Origin of the sequence: Paenibacillus sp. J23TS9 (assembly GCF_018403225.1) — a bacterium.
Lineage (GTDB): Bacteria > Bacillota > Bacilli > Paenibacillales > Paenibacillaceae > Paenibacillus_AQ.
The window spans coordinates 121,791-145,829 of the sequence record NZ_BOSG01000001.1; the positions used below are offsets into that span (position 1 = coordinate 121,791).

Here is a 24,039-nt window from a genome sequence, read left to right on the forward strand (position 1 = left end):
GATCATGATGGAAAATGGGTTTGACAAGATGTATAAACGAAGCTAAAGTATAACGTGAAATCGAACTTCATATGAAATCCACTAGGGGAGCCGCGCTAAGAGCGGCTGAGACAAGGATGCTTGGACCCTTTGAACCTGATCCGGATCATACCGGCGTAGGGAAGTGGAGACGGACTTCACATGTTTCTGATTGATGTTTTTTTCATCATGAATAGGCGAAGCCGCTCCATTTCGGGGCGGCTTTTTTGTATGCTGCTCCGGTGCTCCCTGTATGGATTTCATCCAAATGTATACGGAGGTGCTCAAAATGACCCGTTTTACCGAAGAACTCAGAAGCGCAGCGGATCCGATCTATCAAGCGATCTTTGATCATCCGTTCGTCCGGGGAATTGCCGATGGAACGTTACGAAAGGAACAGCTGATCCATTATGTGAAACAGGATTTCGAATATCTGAACGCTTATATCCGAATTTACGGAATTGCGATCTCCAGATGCGAAGACCGTGCAATCATGGCTCTTTTTAATGAACAAATCTCGTTTATTCTCAATAGTGAAACGCATCCACATCAGAATTTTTGCTATGTTGCAGGCGTGACCTATGAAGAAATGCAAGGATATCCTCTTGCCCCATCTGCCAATCATTATATCCGCCACATGCTTAATGTCGCTCATGAGGGTGCACTGGAAGATGTGATTGCTGCATTGCTGCCATGCCCTTGGACTTATATGGAGATTGGACAAAAATTAATCGAAGAAGTGAACCCGGATGAATCCCATCCGTTTTATGAATGGATGCATTTTTACGGAGACAGGGAATTTGGAATTACGGAGCAGCTGCGCCGTTTGCTGGATGAGTGGGCAGAGTCCTTATCCCAGGCACGTAAAGATCGGCTGAAGGAGCATTTTCTGACCAGCTGTCAGCTGGAGTATATGTTCTGGGACATGGCCTTTGCCTTGGAGGCTTGGCCGGTTGACCTGCTGGAAGCAACAGAGGTGGGACGATGATCTCTGATATGCAGCATCTCCCCCGCATCGTCAAGCAGCAGCGTCCCCTTGTACATAACGTGACGAATGTGGTCGTCACGAATTTCACAGCAAACGGACTGCTTGCAATGGGCGCGTCACCCGTGATGGCGTACGCCCGCGAGGAAGTAGCAGATATGGCCAAAATAGCGGGTGCCTTGGTGCTGAATCTGGGCACGCTTAGCGCAGAATTGGTTGAAGCGGCCATTATCGCGGGGCGATCGGCAAATTTGCATGGCGTCCCTGTTCTCCTTGATCCTGTAGGAGCTGGTGCCACCCCATTCCGGACGAAATCAGCTCTGGAGATATTGCGGGAAGTCCGCATCTCCATGGTACGCGGCAACGCAGCAGAGATCGCTCACTTGATCGGTGAAGCAGCTTCCATCAAGGGTGTCGATGCGGACGGTCTTGAGGATGAAGCTCCGGTTGGTCTTGCCGCGCGGGCTGCAAATCGAATGGGCACCATCGTTGCCATTACAGGAAAGGAAGATGTGATTACGGATGGTATGCAAGGTTATGTCATTCGTGGAGGACATCCGATCATGACTCAGGTAACGGGTACAGGGTGTTTGCTGACCTCCATCATGGGTGCATTTGCCGCCGTAGAACCTGATCTGCTGACAGCCGGAGCTGCGGCTTTGGCTTTTTATGGAGAAGCTGCAGCCCGGGCTTATCAGGCTGCCGGCTACCGTGGGCCGGGCAGCTTCCAATCTGCATTCCTGGATGCCTTATCCGAAATGGATCAATATCCGGTTTCGGAAGAGGCGGTAATCTGTCACCGGGTTTCTGCGGGAAGAGGATTCTTGCAATGAGTATAGCCAGAGCATTGACGGTTGCAGGCTCAGATAGCGGCGGAGGCGCAGGAATTCAGGCAGATATCAAAACATTTCAGGAGCTGAATGCGTTTGGGATGTCGGCTATTACGGCAGTAACGGTTCAAAATACGCTCGGTGTCCAAGGCGTATTCCCTTTAACGGCTGCGGCGGTAGCAGAGCAGATCAACGCAGTTGGCACAGATTTGGGTGTCGATGCCATCAAGACAGGAATGCTGTTTAGCGCTGATATTATCGAGGCTGTGGCTGACCAGATTGAAGTCTTCGGATGGAAGAATGTTGTTGTTGATCCTGTGATGGTGGCGAAGGGAGGAGCGGAGCTGCTGCGCAAAGATGCTGCTGACGCGCTGAAGAGCAGACTTCTTCCGCTAGCACTGATCGTCACACCCAATATACCGGAGGCGGAAGCACTCGCGGGCATGCCGATTACGACCATGGAAGACCGCCGTGAAGCGGCCATAAAGATATCCGAATATGGTACGCGTATGGTCGTGATTAAGGGGGGGCATGATCCAGTGACGGAGAAAGTCGTGGATCTGCTGTATGACGGATACTCATTCACGCTGCTTGAAGGCCGGAGAATTGCAACAAGGCATACTCACGGGACAGGCTGCACTTTCTCAGCAGCCATTACGGCAGAACTCGCAAAAGGGATGAACGTGATGCAAGCCGTCCTTACGGCCCGCAGTTTTATCCAGGCTGCGATTGAGGATACGCTTGGAATTGGAAAAGGCAATGGGCCAACGAATCATTGGGCGTACAGCCGCAGAAAGGACTCTGTCCGATGAGCCGTCTTGAAGTATCACAGTTAAGGGAATCTCTGAGGCTTTATCTTGTGCTCGGCAGTACAAATTGCAAAATTGATCCCGCTATCGTGGTGGAGGAAGCGATCCGCGGCGGAGTTACACTGGTACAATTCCGGGAAAAGGGCGGGAATGCACTAAAGGGAACCAAGAAGGAGGAGCTTGCGAGGCGCATTCAAGCAGTATGCCGCAGATTCGGCATCCCGCTCATCATCAATGATGACGTTGACCTCGCCATTGCAATCGATGCCGAAGGAGTTCATATCGGACAGGAGGATGAGCCGGCGGGTCAAGTGAGGAAACGAATCGGAGATAAAATATTGGGATTATCGGTTCATTCCATAGAGGAAGCAGAGCTAGCAGATCATCAGATCGTGGATTACATGGGCGTTGGGCCGATCTTTCCGACCTTGTCCAAAGACGATGCCCGGCAGGCCCAGGGACCTGGCGTGATCCGGGAAATGAAGCTGAAGAATGTGACGCTGCCTATCGTAGGTATTGGTGGAATTTCAATGGAGCGTGCCTCGGAAGTGATCCATGCTGGAGCTGATGGAATTGCCGTGATTTCCGCGATTACAGGGGCGGTCGATCATGGTGCCGCAGCGCAGAAGCTTGTCTGCGAGGTTACCGCTTCGATAGAACGGCGGGGCAGTTCCTTTTCACATTAATAGGAGGATGATTTGACAAAAATAAGATGAAGGATCTGCCATGAGGCAGGTTCTTTTTTTATATAGGGTAATCTAGATGTACCCTGATAGAAATCGACCATCGGATGGACATTGGGTAAGCATTAAAATTGGTGGTAATATGAAAGTATCGTATTTCATTCAGAAAGGATGTCAGATTTGGACGATCTCATCATTCGCATACATAGCGGTGTAATACAAGGAATTAGACAGCACGGAGTAAAAGCATGGAAGGGAATCCCGTACGCTGAACCACCTGTCGGTGAACGGAGATTTCGGAGACCTGCTCCCGTCCAGTCATGGCAGGGAATAAGAAATGCGGATACCCCGGGTCCTCTTGCACCTCAGCCGGTGGACCCGGCTGGAGGAGTTTTCGGTCTGAAGCGCGGTGGAATTCCCCAGTCGGAAGACTGCCTGTATGTCAATGTCTGGGCGCCGGATCATCCGTCGAAGGAGCCACTACCCGTCATGGTATGGATACATGGTGGAGCTTTCGTAACGGGTGGCGGCGGTCTGCCGATCTATGATGGTTCTGTACTCGCACGGCGGGGCGGATTGATTGTTGTCACCTTGAGCTACCGGCTTGGTCCGCTTGGATTTGCGCATTGGGCGCCTTATTCCAATGGAGAAGAAGACGGGTATGTCAGCAATGCCGGACTGCTGGATCAGATCGCGGCGCTGCAGTGGGTTCAGTGCAATATAGCCGCTTTCGGCGGGGACCCGCAGCAGGTGACGGTATTCGGCGAATCGGCAGGCAGCATGAGTATTGCGGCACTATTGGCGATGCCCGCGGCAAAGGGGCTGTTCAGCCGGGCGATTATGCAGAGCGGTGCTTCACAAGCTATCCCGGATCAGCAGGGACGGCTTCTGGCGAAGGCATTGCTTGACATGCTCGACGTTTCGGAAGATGGACTGGAAAAGCTCACAAATGTGCCTGCAGAAGAAATTTTGCATGCAGGGGACAGGCTGAAACAAGCTGCAGGCGCCAGCGCTGTCATGCTGTTCCAACTTGTCATTGACGGTAAGGAATTACCCCTTTCTCCTCTGCAGGCAATCTCTCAAGGTTCAGCGGCAGGAGTAGAGATCATCATCGGAATTAATAAGGATGAAGGTGCTCTGTTTATCAAAGAGGGCGCACCGCTCTTGTCTAAGGAGGAAAATGCCAAAGCATATACCTCAATGACGGGAACGCCAGAAGCAGCTTCTTGGGTTGAAGATTATACGGTTACGGTTGAAGGCCAGCGCCAGGCGATGACGGATCTGTACTTCTTTAGATCGGCGCTGTTATTTGCCGATGCCCAGCGCAGCCATGCATCCGTGTGGATGTACCGCTACGATTTCGCGATGATTCCGGGACATCCTTTGCTGGGCAAGGCATTCCATTCAGCAGAAATTCCATTTGTGCTTAACAACTTGGAGCTTCTTCAAGGAGCGGGGCTTCCTGTCGATGAGAGAATGAGGGCTATGGCTGAGCAGATGCAGGATGCATGGACGGCTTTTGCAAAGAGAGGTAATCCGTCAACGGAAACATTGGAATGGCCAGCTTATGACAGCGACAAGCGTTGGACCATGCTGTTTGCTGAAGAAAGCCGGGTTGATGCGGATCCGGAAGCCGAAAAACGGCGTAAGCTGACAGCAGGGAACTAAACCATATGAACAGGGCGGACAAGCGCGCACAGCATCTAATTTTTGAAAATAGGAGGAAAAACGGGGAATCATAAATGAAGGGGCTAAGCACCTTCATCATAATTGGAATCTGACGATTTACACCTTGTACCACATTTGATAAAGTAAATGGCAGATTCCCTGTTGGTACAGGGTTACTTACATGAGGATTTTGCAAAATCCTGACACAGAAAGAAGGCAGAACATGACTGAAACATTATTGTCCCCCTTGATAAAGACATTGGATCTTCAGCCCCATCCTGAAGGCGGCTGGTACAAGAGGCTTTGGGAGGCGTCCTTTGAAATACCCAAGGAAGTACTGGATCCCAAATATTCCGGCCCCCGTCCGGCAGCGACATCCATTTATTTCTTGCTGCATCCGCAGGAATTTTCCAAATGGCATCGGGTTTACTCCGATGAATTATGGATGTGGCATGCTGGAAGTCCGCTGATGCTTGCGCTTGGCGGTGACGGAGAGGACCCGGCTGAGCGGCAGGAAATCATTCTCGGCATGGATTTGGAAAACGGCCAGGTTCCTCAGGCCTTGGTTCCGGCCAATGTGTGGCAGGAAGCCCGTCCGCTTGGAGATGAACCGGTTCTCGTGTCCTGCGTTGTATCTCCGGGGTTTCATTTTGATGACTTTACCATGATTGATTAAACTGGCCATTCTATTGTTTAGTGGCAAAAACCCTGCTGTGGGCATTTCGCAGCAGGGTTTTTGCGTAAAGATAAGCCTTATGGGGAATCCTTTCTGGCAGAAACGTTTGTATTGTCTCTGGAATGGGTAATACATAGATATGCCGTCTAGCTTGCGGTAACAGATATGCAACTATCAAAGGAGGTTATTCAAGATGTCATCTCATTCACTTACAGCAGAACGAAGAAACGACAACAAACATTCGAGCTTGCGCAGCCTCAGAGAAAGCGGTCGTATTCCCGCCGTTGTATACGGATCACAAACCGAGAACATTCCGCTTAGCGTAGACGCTAAGGAACTCGTGAAGATTGCCAGAACGGGCCGTACGGAAATGTTCAAGCTTAAAGTAGAGGGCTCCTCTGATCTGAATGTCATTATCAAGGATTTCCAGAAAAAAGGCGGGGTATGGAGCCACGTTGACTTTTTGCAAATTTCCGCTAATAAGCCGCTTAAAGTTCGTGTTCCGATTGAATTCCACGGAACTGCGGAAGGAACCAAGTCGGGCGGCGTGATTCAGCATCTGGAAACAGAGCTTGAGGTTGAAGCACTACCAGCGAATCTACCAGCTTCCATCGAAGTGGACGTTAGCCATCTGAACATGGGCGACAAGCTTGTGGCCTCAGAAATCAAGCTGCCTGAAGGCGTAACGTTGACCGCTTCTCCTGAAGAGCTGATTGCACATGTAACCGCTCCTCGTGCGGTTCTGGAAGCGCAAGGCGATGAAGGAACCGAAGAAGCAGCTCCGGAAGCTTCTGCAGAAGAATCGAAGGAATAACGTATAACGTTTAATATACATGTCTAAAAGCCCGGCCATTTGGCCGGGCTTTTTATTACATGCATTCATTCCGCGGAACTCATCCAGGCTTCGTACAGTTTCTGAATCCGTTCTTTTTGCCGTTCGCTTTCTTCATGTAGCTCCGCAAGTTGTTTTGCATCGCAGGCGATGGTCTCATCCATCATCTGCGTTTCCAGCTCCTGCAGCCTTTGCTCTGCTGCCAGGATATCCTTTTCCGAGTATGCCGGTGCGGATTTTGGCGAGGACATGCGTTGCTTCCCAGAAACGGGGGCGGAAGGAACAATCTTCACTTCTGGAATCACTTGTGCTTTTTCATGGCGTGAACGTGTTTGGTATTCATCAAATCCACCCGCAATCATCCGTAGCTTCCCCTGCTCCAGATTCCATATCGTATCGGCAAGCCGGTTTATGAAATAGCGGTCATGAGATACCGAAAGGATGGTCCCAGGAAACTCCTCCAGTGCTTCCTCGAGCACTTCCCTGGAGTCAATATCCAGGTGATTGGTCGGTTCATCGAGGATCAGCAAATTTGGTTTCAGCTCCATCAATATGGCAAATCGCAGACGCGTCCATTCGCCTCCGGAGAGACTGGAGACACCTTTGAATACATCGGCTCCATAGAACAGAAAACGTGCAAGCTTGCCACGGGCTTCTCCTTCTTCGATCCCTGCATGCTCACGATAAAATTGAAGCACGGATTGCCGGGTGTTTTCCGGTTGCTCCTGCTGAGCAAGATAGCCTATAAGGACGCGGGAGCCCACGGTAATGGCTCCTTCTGAAACTTCTTCTTCCCCAAGAACCATCTGAAGCAGGGTGCTTTTGCCGCAGCCGTTTGGCCCCAGGAGCATGACGGTTTCCCCGTAACGGAGCAGTCCGTTGACATCGCGGAACAGGAAACGGTCCCCGAAGGCTTTGCCCACTTGATCGATGAGAAGCACCTGCTTGCCGGATCGGTCATCCTGATGAAGTTGAAGATCCATTTTCTTGCGTTCGAGCAGAGGCCGTTTTAGCTTGACCATGCGGTCCAGTGCTTTCTGCATGGATGCTGCCCGGCGGTGGAAGCCCGCATTCGGCGGATTGGCCTCGTTGCCCCATTGAATCAGCTGCTTGATGCTCTCCTGCATTTGCTTAATCTTTTTCTGCTGTTCCTGATAATGTGCAAACTGCAGCAGGAGACGTTCTTCCTTTTCCTTTTGATAACCGCTGTAGTTGGTGTGATAGATGTGGGCTTCTCCATCCTCGATTTCAATTACTTTGGAGACAAGCCTGTCGAGAAAGAAGCGGTCATGAGAGATAGCCAGTACGGTACCGCTATATTCAGCGAGAAACTGCTCCAGCCATTCAATGGCGGCCATGTCCAAGTGATTGGTCGGTTCATCCAGCAATAGGACATCAGGCTTTTCAAGCAGTAGTGCCGCCAGTCCGATTTTCGTTTTTTCCCCGCCGGACAGGGAGGGGAAAGGCTGCGAAAATTGCTGGAAGGGAATGCCCAGTCCGCCTGCCACACGGGTGACGGCAGACTCGATCTCATATCCGTCTGCTCTTTCGAACTGTTCCTGCAGCCTGCCGTATTCCTCCAGCCAGCTTGTGAGGATTGCGGGCTCACTGGCCTCGGCAGGATTTGACATGAGCATTTCCAGCGTCCGCATCCGGCTCTGCCATTCGAGTACGGCTGCAAAAGGCTTAAGAAGCACTTCATACACCGTTTCTTGAGCGGATGCTTCCGGGATCTGCGCGAGGAGACCGATCTGAGCTCCTTTTTGGATAGCGATGCTCCCCTGATCGGGGGCATCTTCTCCCTTTAATAGATGAAATAAGGTCGTCTTGCCGCAGCCGTTGCGGCCAATCAGAGCTGCTTTTTCCCCATTTGCGATTTCGAAGCTGATATCTGACAGCACCAACTGGGCGCCGTGGTATTTTTGCACATTTTTACATTGAATCATCATTGTTTTTCCTCCATAGATGCCGGAACTACAGAAAAAAAGCCGCAGGGAAATGTCCCTGCGGCTGAACGTTCAACGCTTATTTTCCGTTGAAGTTAAGGTAGGAGCGGCATTTCACATTTTTTTAGAACAACCGGATATTTAAAATTGGACAGACGGATCCCGTTGAGTGCTGCTCTGTAAAAAATGCCGGATAACGTCATCGGAAGCTGATCAATCCGGTTGTTCGAAAAATGTTGTGCCACTGCTACCTCACCTCCTGTTTAAAAAAGTTATGTTTATTCTATATGTTTTGCCCTCAGATAGCAAGGGGCAGTCATAAGGCATGGGAGAAGGAGGCACCGGTACTTATATAAATATCGGCTGTATAATACAATAAAACAACAAGAAGTCAACGAGCAGGAGGTATTTATGAAGAAGATTATGTTTACCGGCGGCGGCTCCGCAGGCCATGTGACCGTTAATATGGCGTTAATGCCGCTTTTTCTGAATGAGGGCTGGTCTGTGGAATATATAGGTTCTGCTCAGGGCATTGAGAGACAGCTTGTCAGCTCCCTTCCCGAGGTGGATTATTTTCCAATATCAACAGGTAAATTGCGAAGGTATTTGGACTTTCAAAACATGAAGGACCCGTTCAAGATTGCCAAGGGAGTATATCAAGCCTATCGATTGATTCACAAACGGAAGCCGCAGGTGTTATTTTCAAAAGGGGGATTCGTATCTGTACCGGTCGTCATAGGGGCATGGTTGAACAAAGTGCCTGTTATCATTCATGAATCAGATATTACGCCCGGCCTCGCAAACCGTATTTCCATTCCGCTTGCGGCTGCCGTATGCACGACTTTTCCAGAAACAGCCGGCCAAATCAGCAAAGCAAAAACCCGCTATGTTGGAGCCGTCATTCGAAAGGAACTTCATCAGGGTCATGCGGATAAAGGAAGAAGGTTTTGCGGATTTCATGCGAATAAACCTGTTCTTCTGATTATGGGCGGGAGCCTCGGAGCCCGTAAAATCAATGAAACCGTCAGAGCTGCGCTCTCTGATCTCTCGGAGCGATTCCAGATTGTCCATCTATGCGGAAAAGGTCAGTTGGACACGAGTATAAGACTCAGTGGATACCAGCAGTATGAATACATAAACGAAGAGCTGCCGGATGTATTAGCCATGTGTGATATGGTGATTTCCCGGGCCGGTTCCAATTCCATATTTGAGTTTTTGTCGCTTCAAAAGCCGATGCTCCTCATTCCGCTGACCAAGCAGCAGAGCAGGGGCGATCAAATTCTGAATGCCCGTTCTTTCGAAAAATCCGGATATTGCAAGGTTTTGGAAGAGGAAGAGATGACCGCAGCCTCTCTTGTTGCAGGCGTGATGGAAGTATATAACAAACGTGAAGGTTTCATCGGCAATATGAGAAAAAACAAACAATCTGAAGCCCTTTCCTCTGTATTCCAATTAATTAAGGAGACGGCAAGATAGATAAATGAGGGAACGGGAGTTCTCAATTTTTCGCTTCCTTTCCTCTGTTTATGGTATATTGAAAAGACAATCACAATATTGAACAAGGCTTTCTTTCGTTCAATTTATATAGGAATATGGATATTTCGGAAAGGACAGATACATGCTGGCATTTACCGCTCAACGAATCAAGACTCTTTGCGGAGTCACAGGCTTCAAACGCGGAGAGACGATGGTAGAGCAGGGACAGGTTATGGTATTGGAACGCGACGAAGAGGACCGCTGCCAGAAGGCTGTTGTGCAGGACCAGGAGGTCTTTCATGTTCATATCGATATTGACGGGGCAGATTTTAGTGCGGAATGCGAATGTGCCGCATATGGGGGTTACTATCCGTATTGCAAACATATTGCAGCCGTGATGATCAACATGCTTGAGGAAGAGAAAAACGGAGTGGAGGAGGGCCATCGCAGAGGCGAGGTATTGCCACTTCCCACACCCAGTATCACCTCCCGTGATATCCGTCTGGCTGGCGGCTTAATTGAATTGTTTGACAAAGCTGCAGATCATAATCGCATCAAAGCGGGGCAGCGGCTTGCAAATGCCCTGAAGGAAACACTCAGTGTCGAATTTGTTTGCAAAATTACGGATGAATATCTGCCGGATCCCAAGTTCAGGATTGAAATGAAGGTAGGGCTGAAACGGCTGTATGTCGTGCAGAACATTCGGCAGCTCCTGCTTCATATCGAGGAAGGAAAGCAGCTTCCCTTCACCAAGCTGTTCACTTACGATCCAAGCCTGCATACATTCCGGGATGAGGACTGGTCAGTCATAGAACAACTGATGCGTATCGCAGACAGCGAATTTGCTTATGACGAGACGGGAAGGTTCTACGGCGGTTTCTCATCTTCCGGGAATCAGCGACTCTTAACCGTACCACCACTTGCCTGGGGGACGTTGCTGCCGCATTTGATTGCTGCAGGAGCTCTTCTGGAGCGGGACATCGGCGAACCGGTCCTGATGGTTGCGGCAGAGGACAAGCTGCCAATCTCTTTTGAAATCAGTAGTGGAACCGGCAATGCTTACGGTCTTGAAATTCGGGGACTAAAAAAAGTCATGGTGATGAATGCCTACAGTTGTGCCGTTCTGGAAGGGAAGATATTTCTTCTTGCGGAACGGGAGCTTTATCTTGTGTCGGAGATGAAGTCCATGCTGTACCGCCAAGATCATACCAAGATTCAGGTTTCACCTCATCAAATGGATGCCCTGATGGAAAGGGTTGTTCCCGGCCTCCGTAAAATCGGGAGAGTTTCGGTGGATTCGGCTATTCGTGACCGAATAGTGCAGCCTGCACTATCTGCCAAGCTTTATCTGGACCGGGATGAAACCTCCCTTTTCGCCAGAGTGGAATTTGTGTACGGGGGAATTGTCATTGATGCGCTCGCCGATGATTGGGAAGCTCGCAAAGATGTAGAACTGATTTTGGTAAGAGATACGGAAAAGGAGAAAAAGCTGCTGGACATGCTGAATGCGAGCGAGTTTATCCGTTTCGACAAGGAGTGGTCGCTCGATCTTTCCGAGGAGGAAAGCATGTACGATGTGTTATTCCATATGCTGCCGAAGCTTGAGGCCTGGGTTGAGGTTTACGCTACGGACAGAGTTAAACAGATGATGCATACGGGCCGGAAGGCTCCCAAAATCAAGGCGGATACGGACCAGACGACGAACTGGCTGGAGATCAGCTTTGAGCTGGACGGAATCAGCGAAAAGGAAATCCGCAAGATTCTGCTGAGTATTGTGGAGAAGAAGAAATTTTACCGACTTCCTGAGGGAGCATACCTGTCGCTTGAGGGAGATGCCTTCCAGTTGTTCGGTGAGCTGTACGACGAGATGGGAATGAAAAAAGGGGATATCACCGGCAGCCGAATGCAGCTTCCTGTATTCAGGGGACTCCAGCTTCGGGACCTAGATAGCGGCAGTCTCCAGCTCGGAAAATCACTTCGCGGTTTGCTGGATCATATGCTGCGTCCTGAGCATGGGGAATTTTCTATTCCGGAAGAGCTGTCTAATGTGCTACGTGATTATCAAAAGGAAGGATATCAGTGGCTAAAAACGCTTGGATCATACCGATTTGGCGGAATTCTGGCGGATGATATGGGGCTGGGAAAAACGCTTCAGAGTATAGCCTTTATTCTATCAGAAATTCGGGAGCAGTCGACGCGTCAGCCTGTGCTGATTGTGGCCCCTGCGTCGCTCGTCTACAATTGGGAAAATGAGTTTCACCGGTTTGCCCCATCCCTTAACATTCAAGTGGCTTTGGGAGCGAAGAAGGAACGAAATGACATGCTTTTGCGTATGGCGGATGTGGAGGCAGACCCTGAAGCAGACCCTGAAGCGGATGATGAAGACAACATGCCTGACTATGATGCGGATGTTATCATTACATCCTATCCATCACTGCGCAAGGATATCCGAATCTACCGGGAAATGACATTCAGTACACTGATTCTGGATGAAGCCCAAGCCATCAAAAATTCATCTACCCAAACGGCTCAGGCCGTGCGGGAAGTAACGGCAGGGCGCAGATTTGCGCTGACCGGAACACCGATTGAAAATTCCGTTGATGAGTTGTGGTCGATTTTCGACGCTGTATTTCCGGGGCTATTTGCCGGACTTAAAAACTTCCGTGGTCTCTCTCGTGACCGAATTGCACGGATTGTGCAGCCCTTCATTCTGCGGCGGCTGCGTGCTGATGTGCTGGAAGAGCTGCCTGAGCGGATCGAGACGGTGCAGCAGTCCGAGCTCAGCAAGGAACAGAAGAAGCTCTATGCTGCATATCTGGAGGAATTTAAGGAAGAAACGATGCGTGATCTAGAATTCGAGGGCTTCCAGCGGAGCCGCATGAAAATATTGGCCGGTATTACGAGACTGCGCCAGCTGTGCTGCCATCCTGCCTTGTTTGTTGACGGCTATGAAGGTGAGTCCGGGAAGCTCCAGCAGCTGCTGGAGGTTGCTCAGGATTGCCTGGACAGCGGCAGACGAATGCTGATTTTCTCCCAGTTCACCAGCATGCTTCGAATTATCCGGAGTGAGCTCGGCAAGCTGGGCATTCCGGTTTTTTATCTCGATGGACAGACACCAGCCAAAGAACGCGTGGATACCTGTGCACGCTTCAACAGCGGGGAGAATGATGTGTTCCTTATTTCACTCAAAGCCGGAGGTACGGGACTGAACCTGACTGGGGCGGATACCGTTATTTTATATGATCTATGGTGGAATCCCGCTGTGGAAGAGCAGGCTGCAGGGCGGGCTCACCGGATGGGACAGAAGAATGTCGTTCAGGTCATCCGTCTGGTGACGAAAGGGACTGTGGAAGAAAAAATGCTGGATCTCCAGAAGCGGAAAAAAGATCTCATTCGCGAAGTGATGGAGCCTGGCTCAGAGGTGCAGACTGCACTCTCAGAACAGGAAATCCGCGAGCTGCTTGCTCTGTAGAGGATGGATTTGCATAAATAGAGGAAAAATCCTGTTTCGACATTGGGTTTTTCCTCTTTTTTGTTCATATGTCATCGAATTATTTTTCTATATAAGGATTTGTGAAGGAATTTCGGAGGGAATGGCGAAATTTACCTACATAGCACTAGTATATTTGACCTATTATCTGTGATCAATTCATGGATTTTGTTGTGAGGAGAAGAATGATATGGGATATAGATACGATGAAGCGGCAGTGTCAGGTGTTACGTTCATGCAGCCATTTCTCGACCGGAGAGTCCAAAGCAGCGCTTGTTTGAAACGTCTGGAGCTGGTCGCCAAAAGAAATGCCAGACAAAAGGAACAGGCTGATTGGAGCGAAGCCGAGAAATCAGCGTTTGAAGTTGAATGGTACGAAAATCAGTTGGAATGGATTACATCCATTCATCAAATATGCGGGGAACCGATTTCTTGGGATCAGATTGCGGCCGCATCTGCGCCGTTCCGAAGAGGAGAGACGGGACCGCGCGAAAAGCTGGCCGAGGAGAACTACAGGGATTTCAAACCGACACGGATGCAAAAGCTTCTGAAACAGGATGCCGGAATGATGCAGGAGCTGAGTGAACAGATAACGAAGGCCAGAGAGCAGGATCAGCAAGATTATCTGCAGTGGAAAAATCTGACGGATTTTGCCCACAGCATTCTCGAAGGTAACCGAACGGCATATCTGCGTGTGCTTGAAGAAATGGCTCCGCTGGAAGATCTGCTAACCTTGGGAAGCGGCTTGGAGTTTAACGTTCTGAATGCGGCCGCAGTAGAGGTTGAGATGGATGTGAACTCAGGGCAGATGATTCCAATGGAGTCGAAGCAGCTGACTGGGGAAGGGATCTTGACGGCGAGTCCGCTTGACATAGAGGAACAGCATGAAATGGAGCGTAAATACGTATGCGGTTCCGTACTGCGGATTGCCAGGGAGCTGTTCGCCGTGCTGCCGCTGGATACGGTTCTCGTTCATGCCAGGGATACGAAGGTTGTCCGGGATACGGGGCAGGAGGAATATGTAACCGTGCTATCTGTTGAATTTGAACGGGGCATGTTATCCAATGTGGATATGGAGCAGGAGGCATGTCCACAGCTGCTGGAGCAATTTCGACATCATATCAAGTATGATTCTTCCACAGGCTTTGATCCGGTTGAGCAGCTGACATGGCCCTGAAAAAATAAAAGATCACGCCGTTGTTTTGTGGTATTTAGCCTGATAGGTATATCGGAGGCAAATGCACATGGCAGCGGCTTTTTTACGGAAGAGCAGACAATGAAGAGGATGATTTGAATCATCTACGGGTCGTGATCGGACCGCTTCACCGTACGCTGATTATTCACGGCTTATGTGATAAGCAGCTCGCGGATGTGAAACAGGAAATTTTGGAATGCTCACCTATGACCGTGTGCCTAAAGTTTTGCCTGGGCAGATCCCAATATCACTATGAATCGATAATCCGGTTTAACCCGCCAAACTGCGTCCCAGCACTGCTGCAAATGGATTGAATGCAGTGTGCGGGGCTTTTCTTTTTTTGTGTTTGGAAGAGGATGGTTGATTATCGCATATTGGTACCTTATCCTCTTGATTCACCATAGGCAACATTTGTTAATATATAAAGAAACATTAAATAAAACCAGAGAGAAAAACACCGAGAGTACTGGAATAGGAGTGAGTGGATGAAGAAATGGATGCTGGCGATGGTAGGTCTTGTTTTCATATTGGTCATGACAGGCTGTGGCGACAAAAAAAGCTTCTCCATGGATCAGGTTGATACGAGAGCTTATGTCATGCCCGATGGGGATTTATATGTGGAGGAATTATTCACATACAATTTCAAAGGCAATTTTCAAGGCACCACCAGGTATATCGATCAGGGCGAACAGAATGGGATCGAGTTTTTTGAAGCCTATGCTCCGCCTCCAGGCAAGAAGCTGGGTGAATTCAAGGATGAAAATCTGGAGCCCCTGGATGTGAAGTGGGATGGAGATAACGATACCTATTACATATACAATGCGGCTAATGATGAGGTGAAGCAGGTCTATTACCGGTACCGCATCAACCAGGCCGCTGTTAGATATAGTGATGCAGGTAAGTTGGATTATAGCTTTTTTAAGAAAAGTAATCAGGACATTCATCATGTCAAAGTAGATGTATATCTGCCGTCTGATTACAAAAAAGCCGATGTGCATGCCTATCTGCATGATCGGACGGGAGGAAGTATTACGACCGCAGAAGAGCCCGCGGTTCATTACGAAAACGAAAATCTTTCGAAGTATGGGGATGCCCAGATGCTGGTTCTCTTCCCGCAGGATCAGTTAACTCAAATGAAAAATAACCAGAAGGGTATATCTCTAAAACAGCTGCTCGCGAATGAACAGAAGCGGGAAGACCGGATGCAGCTCCGGGAGGGGAGAATGCAGGAAGCGGTTAAGGTCATTCAGGTGCTGACGATTATTTTCCTTCTGGGTTCAATTCTGTACCTGTTGTCATGGAAAAGCATATCAGCCTGGTCAAGCCGCCGTCAGGTTAACAAGGATGAGCTGGAGAAGCTGGATCCCCTATTGAAAACGTATATTCTCCGCAAGAGCAAGCTGAAGCAGAAAGACTTTATCGCAGGCCTTCTATCCCTACGCAAGCGTGGACTCGTTACGGTCCGGGAAGTGCCGTCATCAAAACGCTTTTTGGAGGAGCCGACAGCACCTGACACAACCCTGCTGTTCACTTTTCAAGGTAATGTGGAGCAGCTGAATGCGGCCGACCGTCAGTTGGTCGAATGGCTGTTTAACGAGGAAAATGTATTCCGGCTGGACTCCGTCGCAGGGCCCACATTTAAAGAAAAGCAGGATTCGAAGCTGATCGCAGAATATCGCCTAAAGTCGGAGAAACATGCCAAGCAGTTTAGAACATGGAGCAGAACTTTAGCCCACACAGAGCCGTATGCGGAAGAGGTGCGAACGAATAAGCTGCTCAAACTGCTGATTCCGCTGATGGTTATCATTCTTTATCTTATGCTGATTTATCTGTACTACGTGGATGTTGCTTCCCGCTTAAGTATACTCCTGACTGCTATTTTCCTGGGCGCCGGAGGGATCTGGACCTGCCTCCAATATAAATCCAAGCTATGGATTCTGCTTTACCATGCTGCCTGCTTAGCGATCGGAACCCAGATCGTCCATGAGGATGCTTGCAGCTCCTACATGCTTCTAGTTATATGTTCCGCACTCTTCGCCGCGCTGCTTCCGAGATATCTCATGTCCAGGAAGACACAGCAGTACCGGTATGCTCTCAAGACTTGGAGAAGGGAGCTCGGACAAGGTGGAGATACAGCTGAATGGGATCCGACCCATGTGGAGCGGGATGCAGAACACGCCGTTCTGCTTGGTGTCCTTCCTCAATACGTAAAGCGGATCAAGGAACAAGAGCCGGGCAACACCGCAGCTTACGCCGCTGCCATTCCGCTTTTATTCAGCGCCGATATTCTGTCGTCCATGATGTACACGCAAAGTCATCTCGGCTTCATTGCTTCGGGTTCTTCGAGCTCCAGCAGCAGCAGTTACAGCGGTGGAGGAGGAGGCGGCGGAGGTACAGGGGCTTTTTAGTCCCTGTATTATTATACGGAAAATTTGTGCTTTTTCTCACATCGGATGACATGTATCCACAAATCTGTTTATAATAGAAAACAGAAAGAAAGAGAAAAGACACTATATTGAGTGCTTTGGGAGGATTATATGAAACAGATTACGGTTGGTATTGTTGGATACGGAAACTTGGGCAAAGGTGTGGAAAAGGCGATCCGTCAAAATCAGGATATGCAGCTTGAAGCCATCTTCACCCGCCGCGAGCCGAACGGCGTAGAGGCTGGCGTGCCTGTTGTACATATTTCGGAAGCGGAAAAATACATCGGTAAAATCGATGTGATGATTCTATGCGGTGGTTCCGCCACAGATTTGCCAGAACAAGGTCCGGAGTTTGCCAAAATGTTCAACACGGTCGACAGTTTTGATACGCATGCGCGTATCCCTGAGTATTTTGCTACTGTGGACGCAGAGGCTTCTACTGCTGGGCATGTCAGTGTCATCTCTACGGGCTGGGATCCAGGTCTCTTCTCACTGAACCGGATGCTTGCAGAAGCGATCTTGCCTGAAGGCAAGGAATATACCTTCTGGGGCCGCGGCGTCAGCCAAGGGCATTCCGATGCGATCCGCCGCGTTGAAGGCGTGAAAAATGGCGTCCAGTATACCATTCCAGTTGAGGATGCGGTTGCCAAAGTACGCGCCGGCGAAAATCCGGAGCTGAGCACTCGTCAAAAGCATTTGCGTGAGTGCTTCGTGGTGACAGAAGAAGGAGCGGATCAAGCCCGCATCGAAAAAGAAATTAAAGAAATGCCAAATTACTTCTCTGACTATGACACAACCGTGAACTTTATCAGTGAAGATGAACTGAAGGCTAACCACTCCGCTATGCCTCACGGCGGTACCGTGCTGCGCAGCGGACGGACCGGTGAGAACAGCACCCAAATCATCGAATTCGGCCTGAAGCTGGATAGTAACCCTGAATTTACTGCCAGCGTGCTGGTAGCTTATGCGCGTGCGGCTGCGAAGCTGTCTGCACAGGGTGATAAAGGCGCCAAGACGGTATTTGATATTCCGTTTGGCCTGCTGTCACCTAAATCCGCAGAGCAGCTCCGCAAGGAATTGCTGTAATTTTAACTGGACAAGTCGTATCAAGGGCATCATTCCATCCATAATAAGGTTGGATGGTGCCCTTTTATGATCATTTATGCAATGTGAAAGGTAAGAGACGAAAGGAGCTGAAGTCCTCATGTTAGACCCGCGATCATTATATTTGCGGAGTATGATGCTGAAAAGGGAGGAGGTACCTTCCTTCCGGACATATCCCTTTAGTCTGCCGGCAGTTCACGATTTCTACAGTCTCTCGTTTCAAAAGCCGGTGACATTCATTATCGGGGAGAACGGATCGGGAAAGTCTACGCTTCTTGAAGCGATGGCTGTCGCCTGGGGCTTTAATCCTGAAGGTGGAACGTTGAACTTCTCTTTCGAAACCAAGTCATCACATTCGGAGCTGTACCGCTATATGCGTCTCGCCAAGGGAGTAGTTCGTCCTCGGGATGGTTTCTTTTTTCGTGCGGAGAGCTATTATAACGTAGCAACCAACATTGATCAGCTGGATGCTGAGTGGGGATCAGGACCTCCCATCAAGGATTCGTATGGCGGCAAATCTCTTCATGAGCAGTCTCATGGCGAATCTTTTTTCGCGACATTCATGAACCGATTCGGAGGCAGGGGGCTGTATCTCATGGACGAACCGGAGGCAGCCCTGTCGCCGCTGAAGCAGCTGTCTATGCTGACGCGCATGCATCAGCTGGTCACCAAGCAGTCGCAATTCGTGATCGCTACGCATTCACCGATCTTGATGACATACCCGCATGCCGAGATCTGGCTGCTGGACGAAGAAGGGATGCGCCAGGTGGCGCTGGAGGACACAGAGCATTACATTATTACCCGGAAAATGATGAATGACCGCGAGCAAATGCTGGACATTTTGCTGGAGGAAGAGACATAAAATTGTACGTGAAAAGGCTGTCCCGTAACTAACGGGACAGCCTTTATTTTGTACGAAACAAATTGCGCTAAGTAGCACATTAGAATGAAATGGCTTTTTGAATAAGTCTTAACGCTCGATGAGACGCTCCATGTACGAAACGTTCCTATAATCGCTGTTATCATCAAATTTCCTGAATTAATTTTTCTGAAGTAGAAATTTGATGACAAAGGCGACCGCTACGCTTTTTCGGAATCGTTTCGTTCTCTCCGCTACCATGCGGCACTACCTAATGTTATAAAGAATGGATATTCTCGAAGTAGCGAAGAGGGCAGACGAATGCGGACAAGCGGCAGCGGTCGCCTTTGTCTCCGGATTTTCACCTTTAAAAATAGTTCATGAAAATTTGGAGACAACAGCGATGGGAGCATCGTCTGACCTCGCAGCACTCCAAACGCTCCACATGCTCCAAACAAAAAAACAGGCGGCCATCCCGTAGGAATCAAAACATTCCCATAGTACAGCCACCTGCGTATTAACCAGAACTTGTAATTTACGCCTGCAAAGCCAAAACAGCTTCTCTGCACTCATCGGAGCAGAAGGATTGATGCTCTTCTTCACAATCGGTGCAGCAAACATGCTGTTTGTTGCATACCGGATTCGCACAATTGATGTAACGGTCTTCCGTTGTGCCGCAGTGAATGCATTTGGCGATAATCGTATCTTCCTCCGTACGGTTAATCGGCACCGAAATGCGCTCATCGAACACGTAGCATTTGCCATCCCATAGATGACCTTGTACTTCAGGATCCTTACCGTAAGTGACAATGCCGCCTTCCAGCTGGGATACGTCCTGGAAACCTTCTTTGATCAGGAAGCCTGTCAGTTTTTCACAGCGGATGCCGCCTGTGCAGTAAGTGAGTACTGTTTTGTCCTTGTATTCACTCATGTTGTTGCGAATCCACTCCGGAAACTCGCGGAACGAACCAACATCAGGACGGATGGCGCCTCTGAAATGGCCGATTTCATACTCATAATCATTACGGCCGTCAATGACAACAACGTCTTCCTTCTGCAGCATTTCATGCCATTCTACCGGAGACAGTCTCTTGCCACCGATGACATTGGGGTCAAGCTCTTCTTCATAACGGAAAGTGACCAGTTCCTTTTTGTAGCGCACAAAAATTTTCTTGAACGCATGTCCTTCGGACTCATCGATTTTGAAGACCGTGTCGGCGAACAATGGATTGGCCTTCATATCATTCATATACTTTTCGGTTTGTTCCACAGTACCGGACAGAGTTCCGTTAATGCCTTCCGATGCTATCAAAATGCGTCCTTTGACGCCAAGATCCTTACAATATTGAAGGTGCTCAGCTGTAAACTGTTCTGGATCAGGAATGCTTACAAATTTATAATATAGCAAAATACGGTAATCATTAGATGCTGTCATTATTTTTTCACCTGTCTTGTAAATTTATCATATTTCATTGTAGATGAATCTGCCGTACATAGTCAACTTAAAAAGTATGGAACATTTCCATTATCGGCAATTAAACAAAGGCTTAACCGATTTCGAAAGAACGGATCGGTAAGAGAATAATTTCAAGAAAATGAAGAAGATAATCCATAGAGAGTGCCCGTAAAGACCGATATAGTAAGATTATACCATTTAAATAGACTGTACGGTAATATAGGGGGACTTGCCAATGCATGGAAAATCATTAAGAGAGCCGTTCCGCTGGAACCCGCTGCGGTCAATCGGAACGAAAATTGCCCTGATTATTGTCGCTGCTATCATTGCTTTTGTGGCGGTTACAGGCGTAGTATCATATCAAATCTCCAAGAGAGCGCTAGAACGTGAGGTCACCAGTGCGTATCTGGAGACCGCTTTGCAAACGAGTCAGAAGCTCGATTTTCTGTACAATTCCTTTAATAAGATTTTGCTGCAGATGATGGTCGACAAACCGATGCAGAATACGGTCCTTGAAATGTTAGAACAAAAGGATAATCCGGTAGAATATACGCAGCTTGCGGATACACTGGATACCATACTGCAATCGTACATGTTTTCAGATACGTATATAACTTCCATTGAAGTGCTGCAAACCGATGGGACAATCGTTCCAACGCTATCCGGTCTTCTTGCTAGCAAAAATTACAGCAGTGAAGACTGGTTTAAGAAAATCGTGGAGAGCGGCGGACAATCCGTTTGGATTGATCATAATCTGGAAGGAAACCGGAATACGAATCCGACCATTACGCTGGGCAGAGTGATTTCCGGAGAAGGCGTATCCACCGGATATTGTGTCATTCTTATTGATATCGACCTGGCAGCCATTAAGGAACAGGTGGAGAATGTGCATATGGGTGACGGAGGCGCCATTCAGGTCATTAGTCCCCAGAATCAGATTATTTACAGTAAAGCATCCTCGCAGCTTGGGAAAACGTCCGGTATTTCACTCCCTCCAGAAGGGATGAGCAATCCAAAATATTCTTTTCTCACTCCGGATAAATCCAAACAGGTTGTGATGGCTAAATCAGAAACGAACGGATGGTTCACCATCGGAATGATTCCGGTGAGTGAGATGCTGAAGGATACCAAGCAGATTTTCCAAGCAACGCTGTGGGTGGTTGGCTGTGCATTTATACTGGCCATTCTGATTGGCTGGATGGTGGCCCGAATGATCGGTAAACCGCTGAACAGTCTGCGGGAGCTGATGAAACAGGGAGCAGACGGCAACCTGCAGGTCAGAACCCATGCGTCATCGAAGGACGAAATCGGCCAGGTAGGCAGAAGCTTTGATGAAATGATGCTGCATTTAACCGATCTAGTGCATCATACAGGAGACTCTGCTGCTGAGATGCTGGCAATGGCAAGCGAACTTTCTCATGTATCCCTGAATACGGAAGAGACAGCAAAGGAAATTGCATCTGCCACCTCAGATATCGCCAAAGGCGGCGAAGGGCTGGCGAGCGATGCGGAGCATGGCAAGCTGCTGGCGCAAAGGTCCAAGGAACAGACGGAAACCCTTGTCCAGACCAGCAGGGAAATGCAGAGTCTTGCGGAGGATGTAAATGGAACTAGCCGTATGGGAACGGAGTATATGGACGAGCTGATTCAGAAAACCGGGGATATGGAGGAACGAATTAGTTCCATCACCGGCAAGGTTTCGAAGCTGCAGAAAAGCACGGAGTCTATTTCTGAAGTGCTGGAGATACTGACACAATTGATGAAGCAAACGAATGTCTTATCCCTGAATGCTACGATTGAAGCAGCCAGAGCGGGGAGTTATGGCAAAGGCTTCAGAGTGGTGGCTGACGAAATACGTGCCCTGTCCGAGCAGGCCAAGCGGTCGGTAGATGCCGTTGGTCAGATCACAGAAGCCATACAACAGGATATAGAGGAAACCGCCCTGGTGTTGAGTGATTCAAGCCCTATCTTTATGCAGCAAATCTCATCGGTGAAAAACGCCGACAAGCTCTTTAATCAGGTCGGTTCGCAAATGGGTGAGCTGATGAGTCATTTAGCGCTTGTTAACCGTTCTATTCTTGATCTGGAGCAGTCCCAGCTGCTGCTGTCGGATGCGATGATGGGCGTCAGTATCGTATCGGATCAATCGCTGGCTACCTCTGAAGAAGTAGCATCACTCAGTAACGAACAGCTTGGCATCAGCACAGGTCTGGTTCATCTGTCCAAGAAGCTTCAAGTACTTTCCGGAGTGTTAAAAGACTCCCTGTCCCGGTTTAAGATTTAACTCCGGGCGGGAGTCTTTTTTTCGTTTATAAACCAATCTACACTGTCATTTGCTCGGTTTTACTGGTGTTAGGTGTTTGATTCATTTTACTGTTCTCGCGTCCGGCAAGCCCCTGGAATACAGGGATAGCGACCAGGCAGGCAATCGTGATCATCACGATGATGCCGAAGGCCATGCCCTGCATTTCGGTCAGCGAAAAGGTCAGGCTCAGCAGCAGACAGCGTGTAAATACGAGAATACATTCTCTCCATACGAGAAAGGTTCGCTTGGTGGTCGGGCTCAGATGTTTGATATATTTGAACTGCTGCGCGTTCCATACGATGGAAAAGTAGAACATGCCGACGGAGGTAAAGATATTGGATACGATCAGCATGATGGGATTATGAAGCAGAGCGATCAGAAACCCGAAGGCAAGCAGCAGCGTCCCAATCCAAAGCCACTTCATTTCATTGAATTTAATACGGCGGTAGAGCAAAAGTCCAAGCAGGGAAGATAGGGTATAGAGTAAATTCAATAATGCAATCCATAGTTTGTTCTGTGTGACGGAAAAGGTGAACAGAAGGGCGAACAAATTTTGAAACTGGAGAAACACTCCGGCTGCAAGCAGCGATAGCAGAACCCATTTGGCACCAGGGTAGCTGAAGGCCGATCGGAAGCCTAAGGTATAGATGGGTTCACGCATCTCGATGGGCGAAGTCTGAGGGGGCAGATAGATCCGCGGCATTCTCGACGAATAGATAAGCATCACAGCGATAAAAATCAACATTGTAATAAATGAACCCCTATAACCAAAACCTTGGATGACTGCCGCAGAAAGGATGGGAACGGCCATATTCAGCGCCTGAGATGTAATGTTAATAGCGGCAAAGTAGGGCGCAAGTTCGTTTTCCTTTCCCTGCATGGCGATCCCTAAGTTCTGAGAGGATTGGGAGAATCCGAACATCATGCCAACCGGAATCCCGAGCAGCGTAATCCAGAGCAGCCGGTTATCGAGCTGAACGGTCATTAAATACATGAACGCCATGGCTCCGCATACGGCAGATATCGCAAGCAGCACCCGGATGGAATATTTGCTGATGAGCTTTGAGGCGAGCGCAAACGTCAGCCCCCAGCATATGTACATGGACAGATTATAAAGGGAAACTTCACCGATTCCATGATTGGACTCCCATATATACAAATTAACGAAGATGGCGATATATATGGAGATGATCGAGCTGATGATGTTCATGATCAGCAGTTTTCGTATATCGTTTGACACGTTGCCCGCTCCCTTTTCGTGATGGAGATAAATGTAAATTG

General features: G+C 49.0%; 19 protein-coding genes and 1 riboswitch. Of the genes, 15 read left to right on the forward strand and 4 right to left on the reverse strand.

The window, feature by feature from the left end; translation table 11 throughout:
• The first annotated feature begins 73 nt into the window (after positions 1 to 73).
• Positions 74 to 179: riboswitch (TPP riboswitch) on the forward strand.
• Positions 180 to 307: 128 nt separating this feature from the next.
• The 7 genes from tenA to KJS65_RS00615 all read left to right on the forward strand — a co-directional run bounded on the left by tenA (position 308) and on the right by KJS65_RS00615 (position 6,483).
• Positions 308 to 1,006, forward strand: coding sequence for a thiaminase II (gene tenA / locus KJS65_RS00585; protein ID WP_213648127.1), 699 nt, complete (start codon positions 308 to 310; stop codon positions 1,004 to 1,006).
• Positions 1,003 to 1,836 carry a hydroxyethylthiazole kinase gene (thiM, locus tag KJS65_RS00590; protein WP_213648128.1) on the forward strand — a complete coding sequence of 278 codons (834 nt, stop codon included), beginning with the start codon at positions 1,003 to 1,005 and terminating at the stop codon, positions 1,834 to 1,836. The genes tenA and thiM overlap by 4 nt, the downstream gene beginning before the upstream one ends.
• A complete protein-coding gene (gene thiD, locus KJS65_RS00595) occupies positions 1,833 to 2,645 on the forward strand; it encodes a bifunctional hydroxymethylpyrimidine kinase/phosphomethylpyrimidine kinase (RefSeq protein WP_213648129.1) in 813 nt (270 codons plus the stop codon). Before thiM ends, thiD begins: the two co-directional genes overlap by 4 nt.
• Positions 2,642 to 3,328 carry a thiamine phosphate synthase gene (thiE, locus tag KJS65_RS00600; protein WP_213648130.1) on the forward strand — a complete coding sequence of 229 codons (687 nt, stop codon included), beginning with the start codon at positions 2,642 to 2,644 and terminating at the stop codon, positions 3,326 to 3,328. The genes thiD and thiE overlap by 4 nt, the downstream gene beginning before the upstream one ends.
• Before the next feature lie 177 nt (positions 3,329 to 3,505).
• Entirely contained in the window at positions 3,506 to 4,993 is a 1,488-nt protein-coding gene (locus KJS65_RS00605; RefSeq protein WP_213648131.1) for a carboxylesterase/lipase family protein, read from the forward strand.
• 223 nt (positions 4,994 to 5,216) lie between these two features.
• Entirely contained in the window at positions 5,217 to 5,669 is a 453-nt protein-coding gene (locus KJS65_RS00610; protein WP_136606661.1) for a cupin domain-containing protein, read from the forward strand.
• Positions 5,670 to 5,862: 193 nt separating this feature from the next.
• Positions 5,863 to 6,483, forward strand: a complete 621-nt coding sequence (locus KJS65_RS00615) for a 50S ribosomal protein L25 (RefSeq protein ID WP_213648132.1) — start codon at positions 5,863 to 5,865, stop codon at positions 6,481 to 6,483.
• Positions 6,484 to 6,548: 65 nt separating this feature from the next.
• On the opposite strand, the gene abc-f is transcribed toward KJS65_RS00615, so the two are convergent.
• Positions 6,549 to 8,450 (reverse strand): ribosomal protection-like ABC-F family protein, encoded by a 1,902-nt coding sequence (abc-f, locus tag KJS65_RS00620; RefSeq protein WP_213648133.1) that lies wholly within the window; start codon positions 8,448 to 8,450, stop codon positions 6,549 to 6,551.
• 92 nt (positions 8,451 to 8,542) lie between these two features.
• Positions 8,543 to 8,692: a hypothetical protein gene (locus KJS65_RS00625; RefSeq protein ID WP_168928783.1), complete on the reverse strand. Its 150-nt coding sequence runs from the start codon at positions 8,690 to 8,692 to the stop codon at positions 8,543 to 8,545.
• Positions 8,693 to 8,858: 166 nt separating this feature from the next.
• Between KJS65_RS00625 and KJS65_RS00630 the strand changes: the two genes are divergently transcribed.
• From KJS65_RS00630 to KJS65_RS00660, 7 genes are all read left to right on the forward strand, one after another.
• Positions 8,859 to 9,923, forward strand: coding sequence for an undecaprenyldiphospho-muramoylpentapeptide beta-N-acetylglucosaminyltransferase (locus KJS65_RS00630; protein WP_213648134.1), 1,065 nt, complete (start codon positions 8,859 to 8,861; stop codon positions 9,921 to 9,923).
• Positions 9,924 to 10,065: 142 nt separating this feature from the next.
• Complete coding sequence (locus KJS65_RS00635; protein WP_213648135.1) at positions 10,066 to 13,395, forward strand: DEAD/DEAH box helicase; 3,330 nt, start codon at positions 10,066 to 10,068, stop codon at positions 13,393 to 13,395.
• A 208-nt stretch (positions 13,396 to 13,603) separates the two neighbouring features.
• Complete coding sequence (locus tag KJS65_RS00640) at positions 13,604 to 14,590, forward strand: hypothetical protein (RefSeq protein WP_213648136.1); 987 nt, start codon at positions 13,604 to 13,606, stop codon at positions 14,588 to 14,590.
• A gap of 113 nt (positions 14,591 to 14,703) precedes the next feature.
• Complete coding sequence (locus tag KJS65_RS00645; protein ID WP_213648137.1) at positions 14,704 to 14,922, forward strand: hypothetical protein; 219 nt, start codon at positions 14,704 to 14,706, stop codon at positions 14,920 to 14,922.
• Between the two features lie 171 nt (positions 14,923 to 15,093).
• Positions 15,094 to 17,016, forward strand: a complete 1,923-nt coding sequence (locus KJS65_RS00650) for a DUF2207 domain-containing protein (protein WP_213648138.1) — start codon at positions 15,094 to 15,096, stop codon at positions 17,014 to 17,016.
• Between the two features lie 129 nt (positions 17,017 to 17,145).
• The gene (locus KJS65_RS00655) at positions 17,146 to 18,120 is read left to right on the forward strand and encodes a diaminopimelate dehydrogenase (RefSeq protein ID WP_213648139.1); all 975 of its coding nucleotides are present in this window, start codon (positions 17,146 to 17,148) and stop codon (positions 18,118 to 18,120) included.
• A 118-nt stretch (positions 18,121 to 18,238) separates the two neighbouring features.
• Complete coding sequence (locus tag KJS65_RS00660; protein ID WP_213648140.1) at positions 18,239 to 19,000, forward strand: AAA family ATPase; 762 nt, start codon at positions 18,239 to 18,241, stop codon at positions 18,998 to 19,000.
• Positions 19,001 to 19,532: 532 nt separating this feature from the next.
• On the opposite strand, the gene trhO is transcribed toward KJS65_RS00660, so the two are convergent.
• Complete coding sequence (trhO, locus tag KJS65_RS00665; RefSeq protein ID WP_213648141.1) at positions 19,533 to 20,432, reverse strand: oxygen-dependent tRNA uridine(34) hydroxylase TrhO; 900 nt, start codon at positions 20,430 to 20,432, stop codon at positions 19,533 to 19,535.
• Between the two features lie 256 nt (positions 20,433 to 20,688).
• On the opposite strand from trhO, the gene KJS65_RS00670 reads away from it, so the two are divergent.
• Complete coding sequence (locus KJS65_RS00670) at positions 20,689 to 22,737, forward strand: methyl-accepting chemotaxis protein (protein WP_213648142.1); 2,049 nt, start codon at positions 20,689 to 20,691, stop codon at positions 22,735 to 22,737.
• A 37-nt stretch (positions 22,738 to 22,774) separates the two neighbouring features.
• Here KJS65_RS00670 and KJS65_RS00675 read toward each other — a convergent pair whose 3' ends face one another.
• A complete protein-coding gene (locus tag KJS65_RS00675) occupies positions 22,775 to 23,998 on the reverse strand; it encodes an MFS transporter (protein WP_213648143.1) in 1,224 nt (407 codons plus the stop codon).
• Positions 23,999 to 24,039 lie beyond the last annotated feature (41 nt).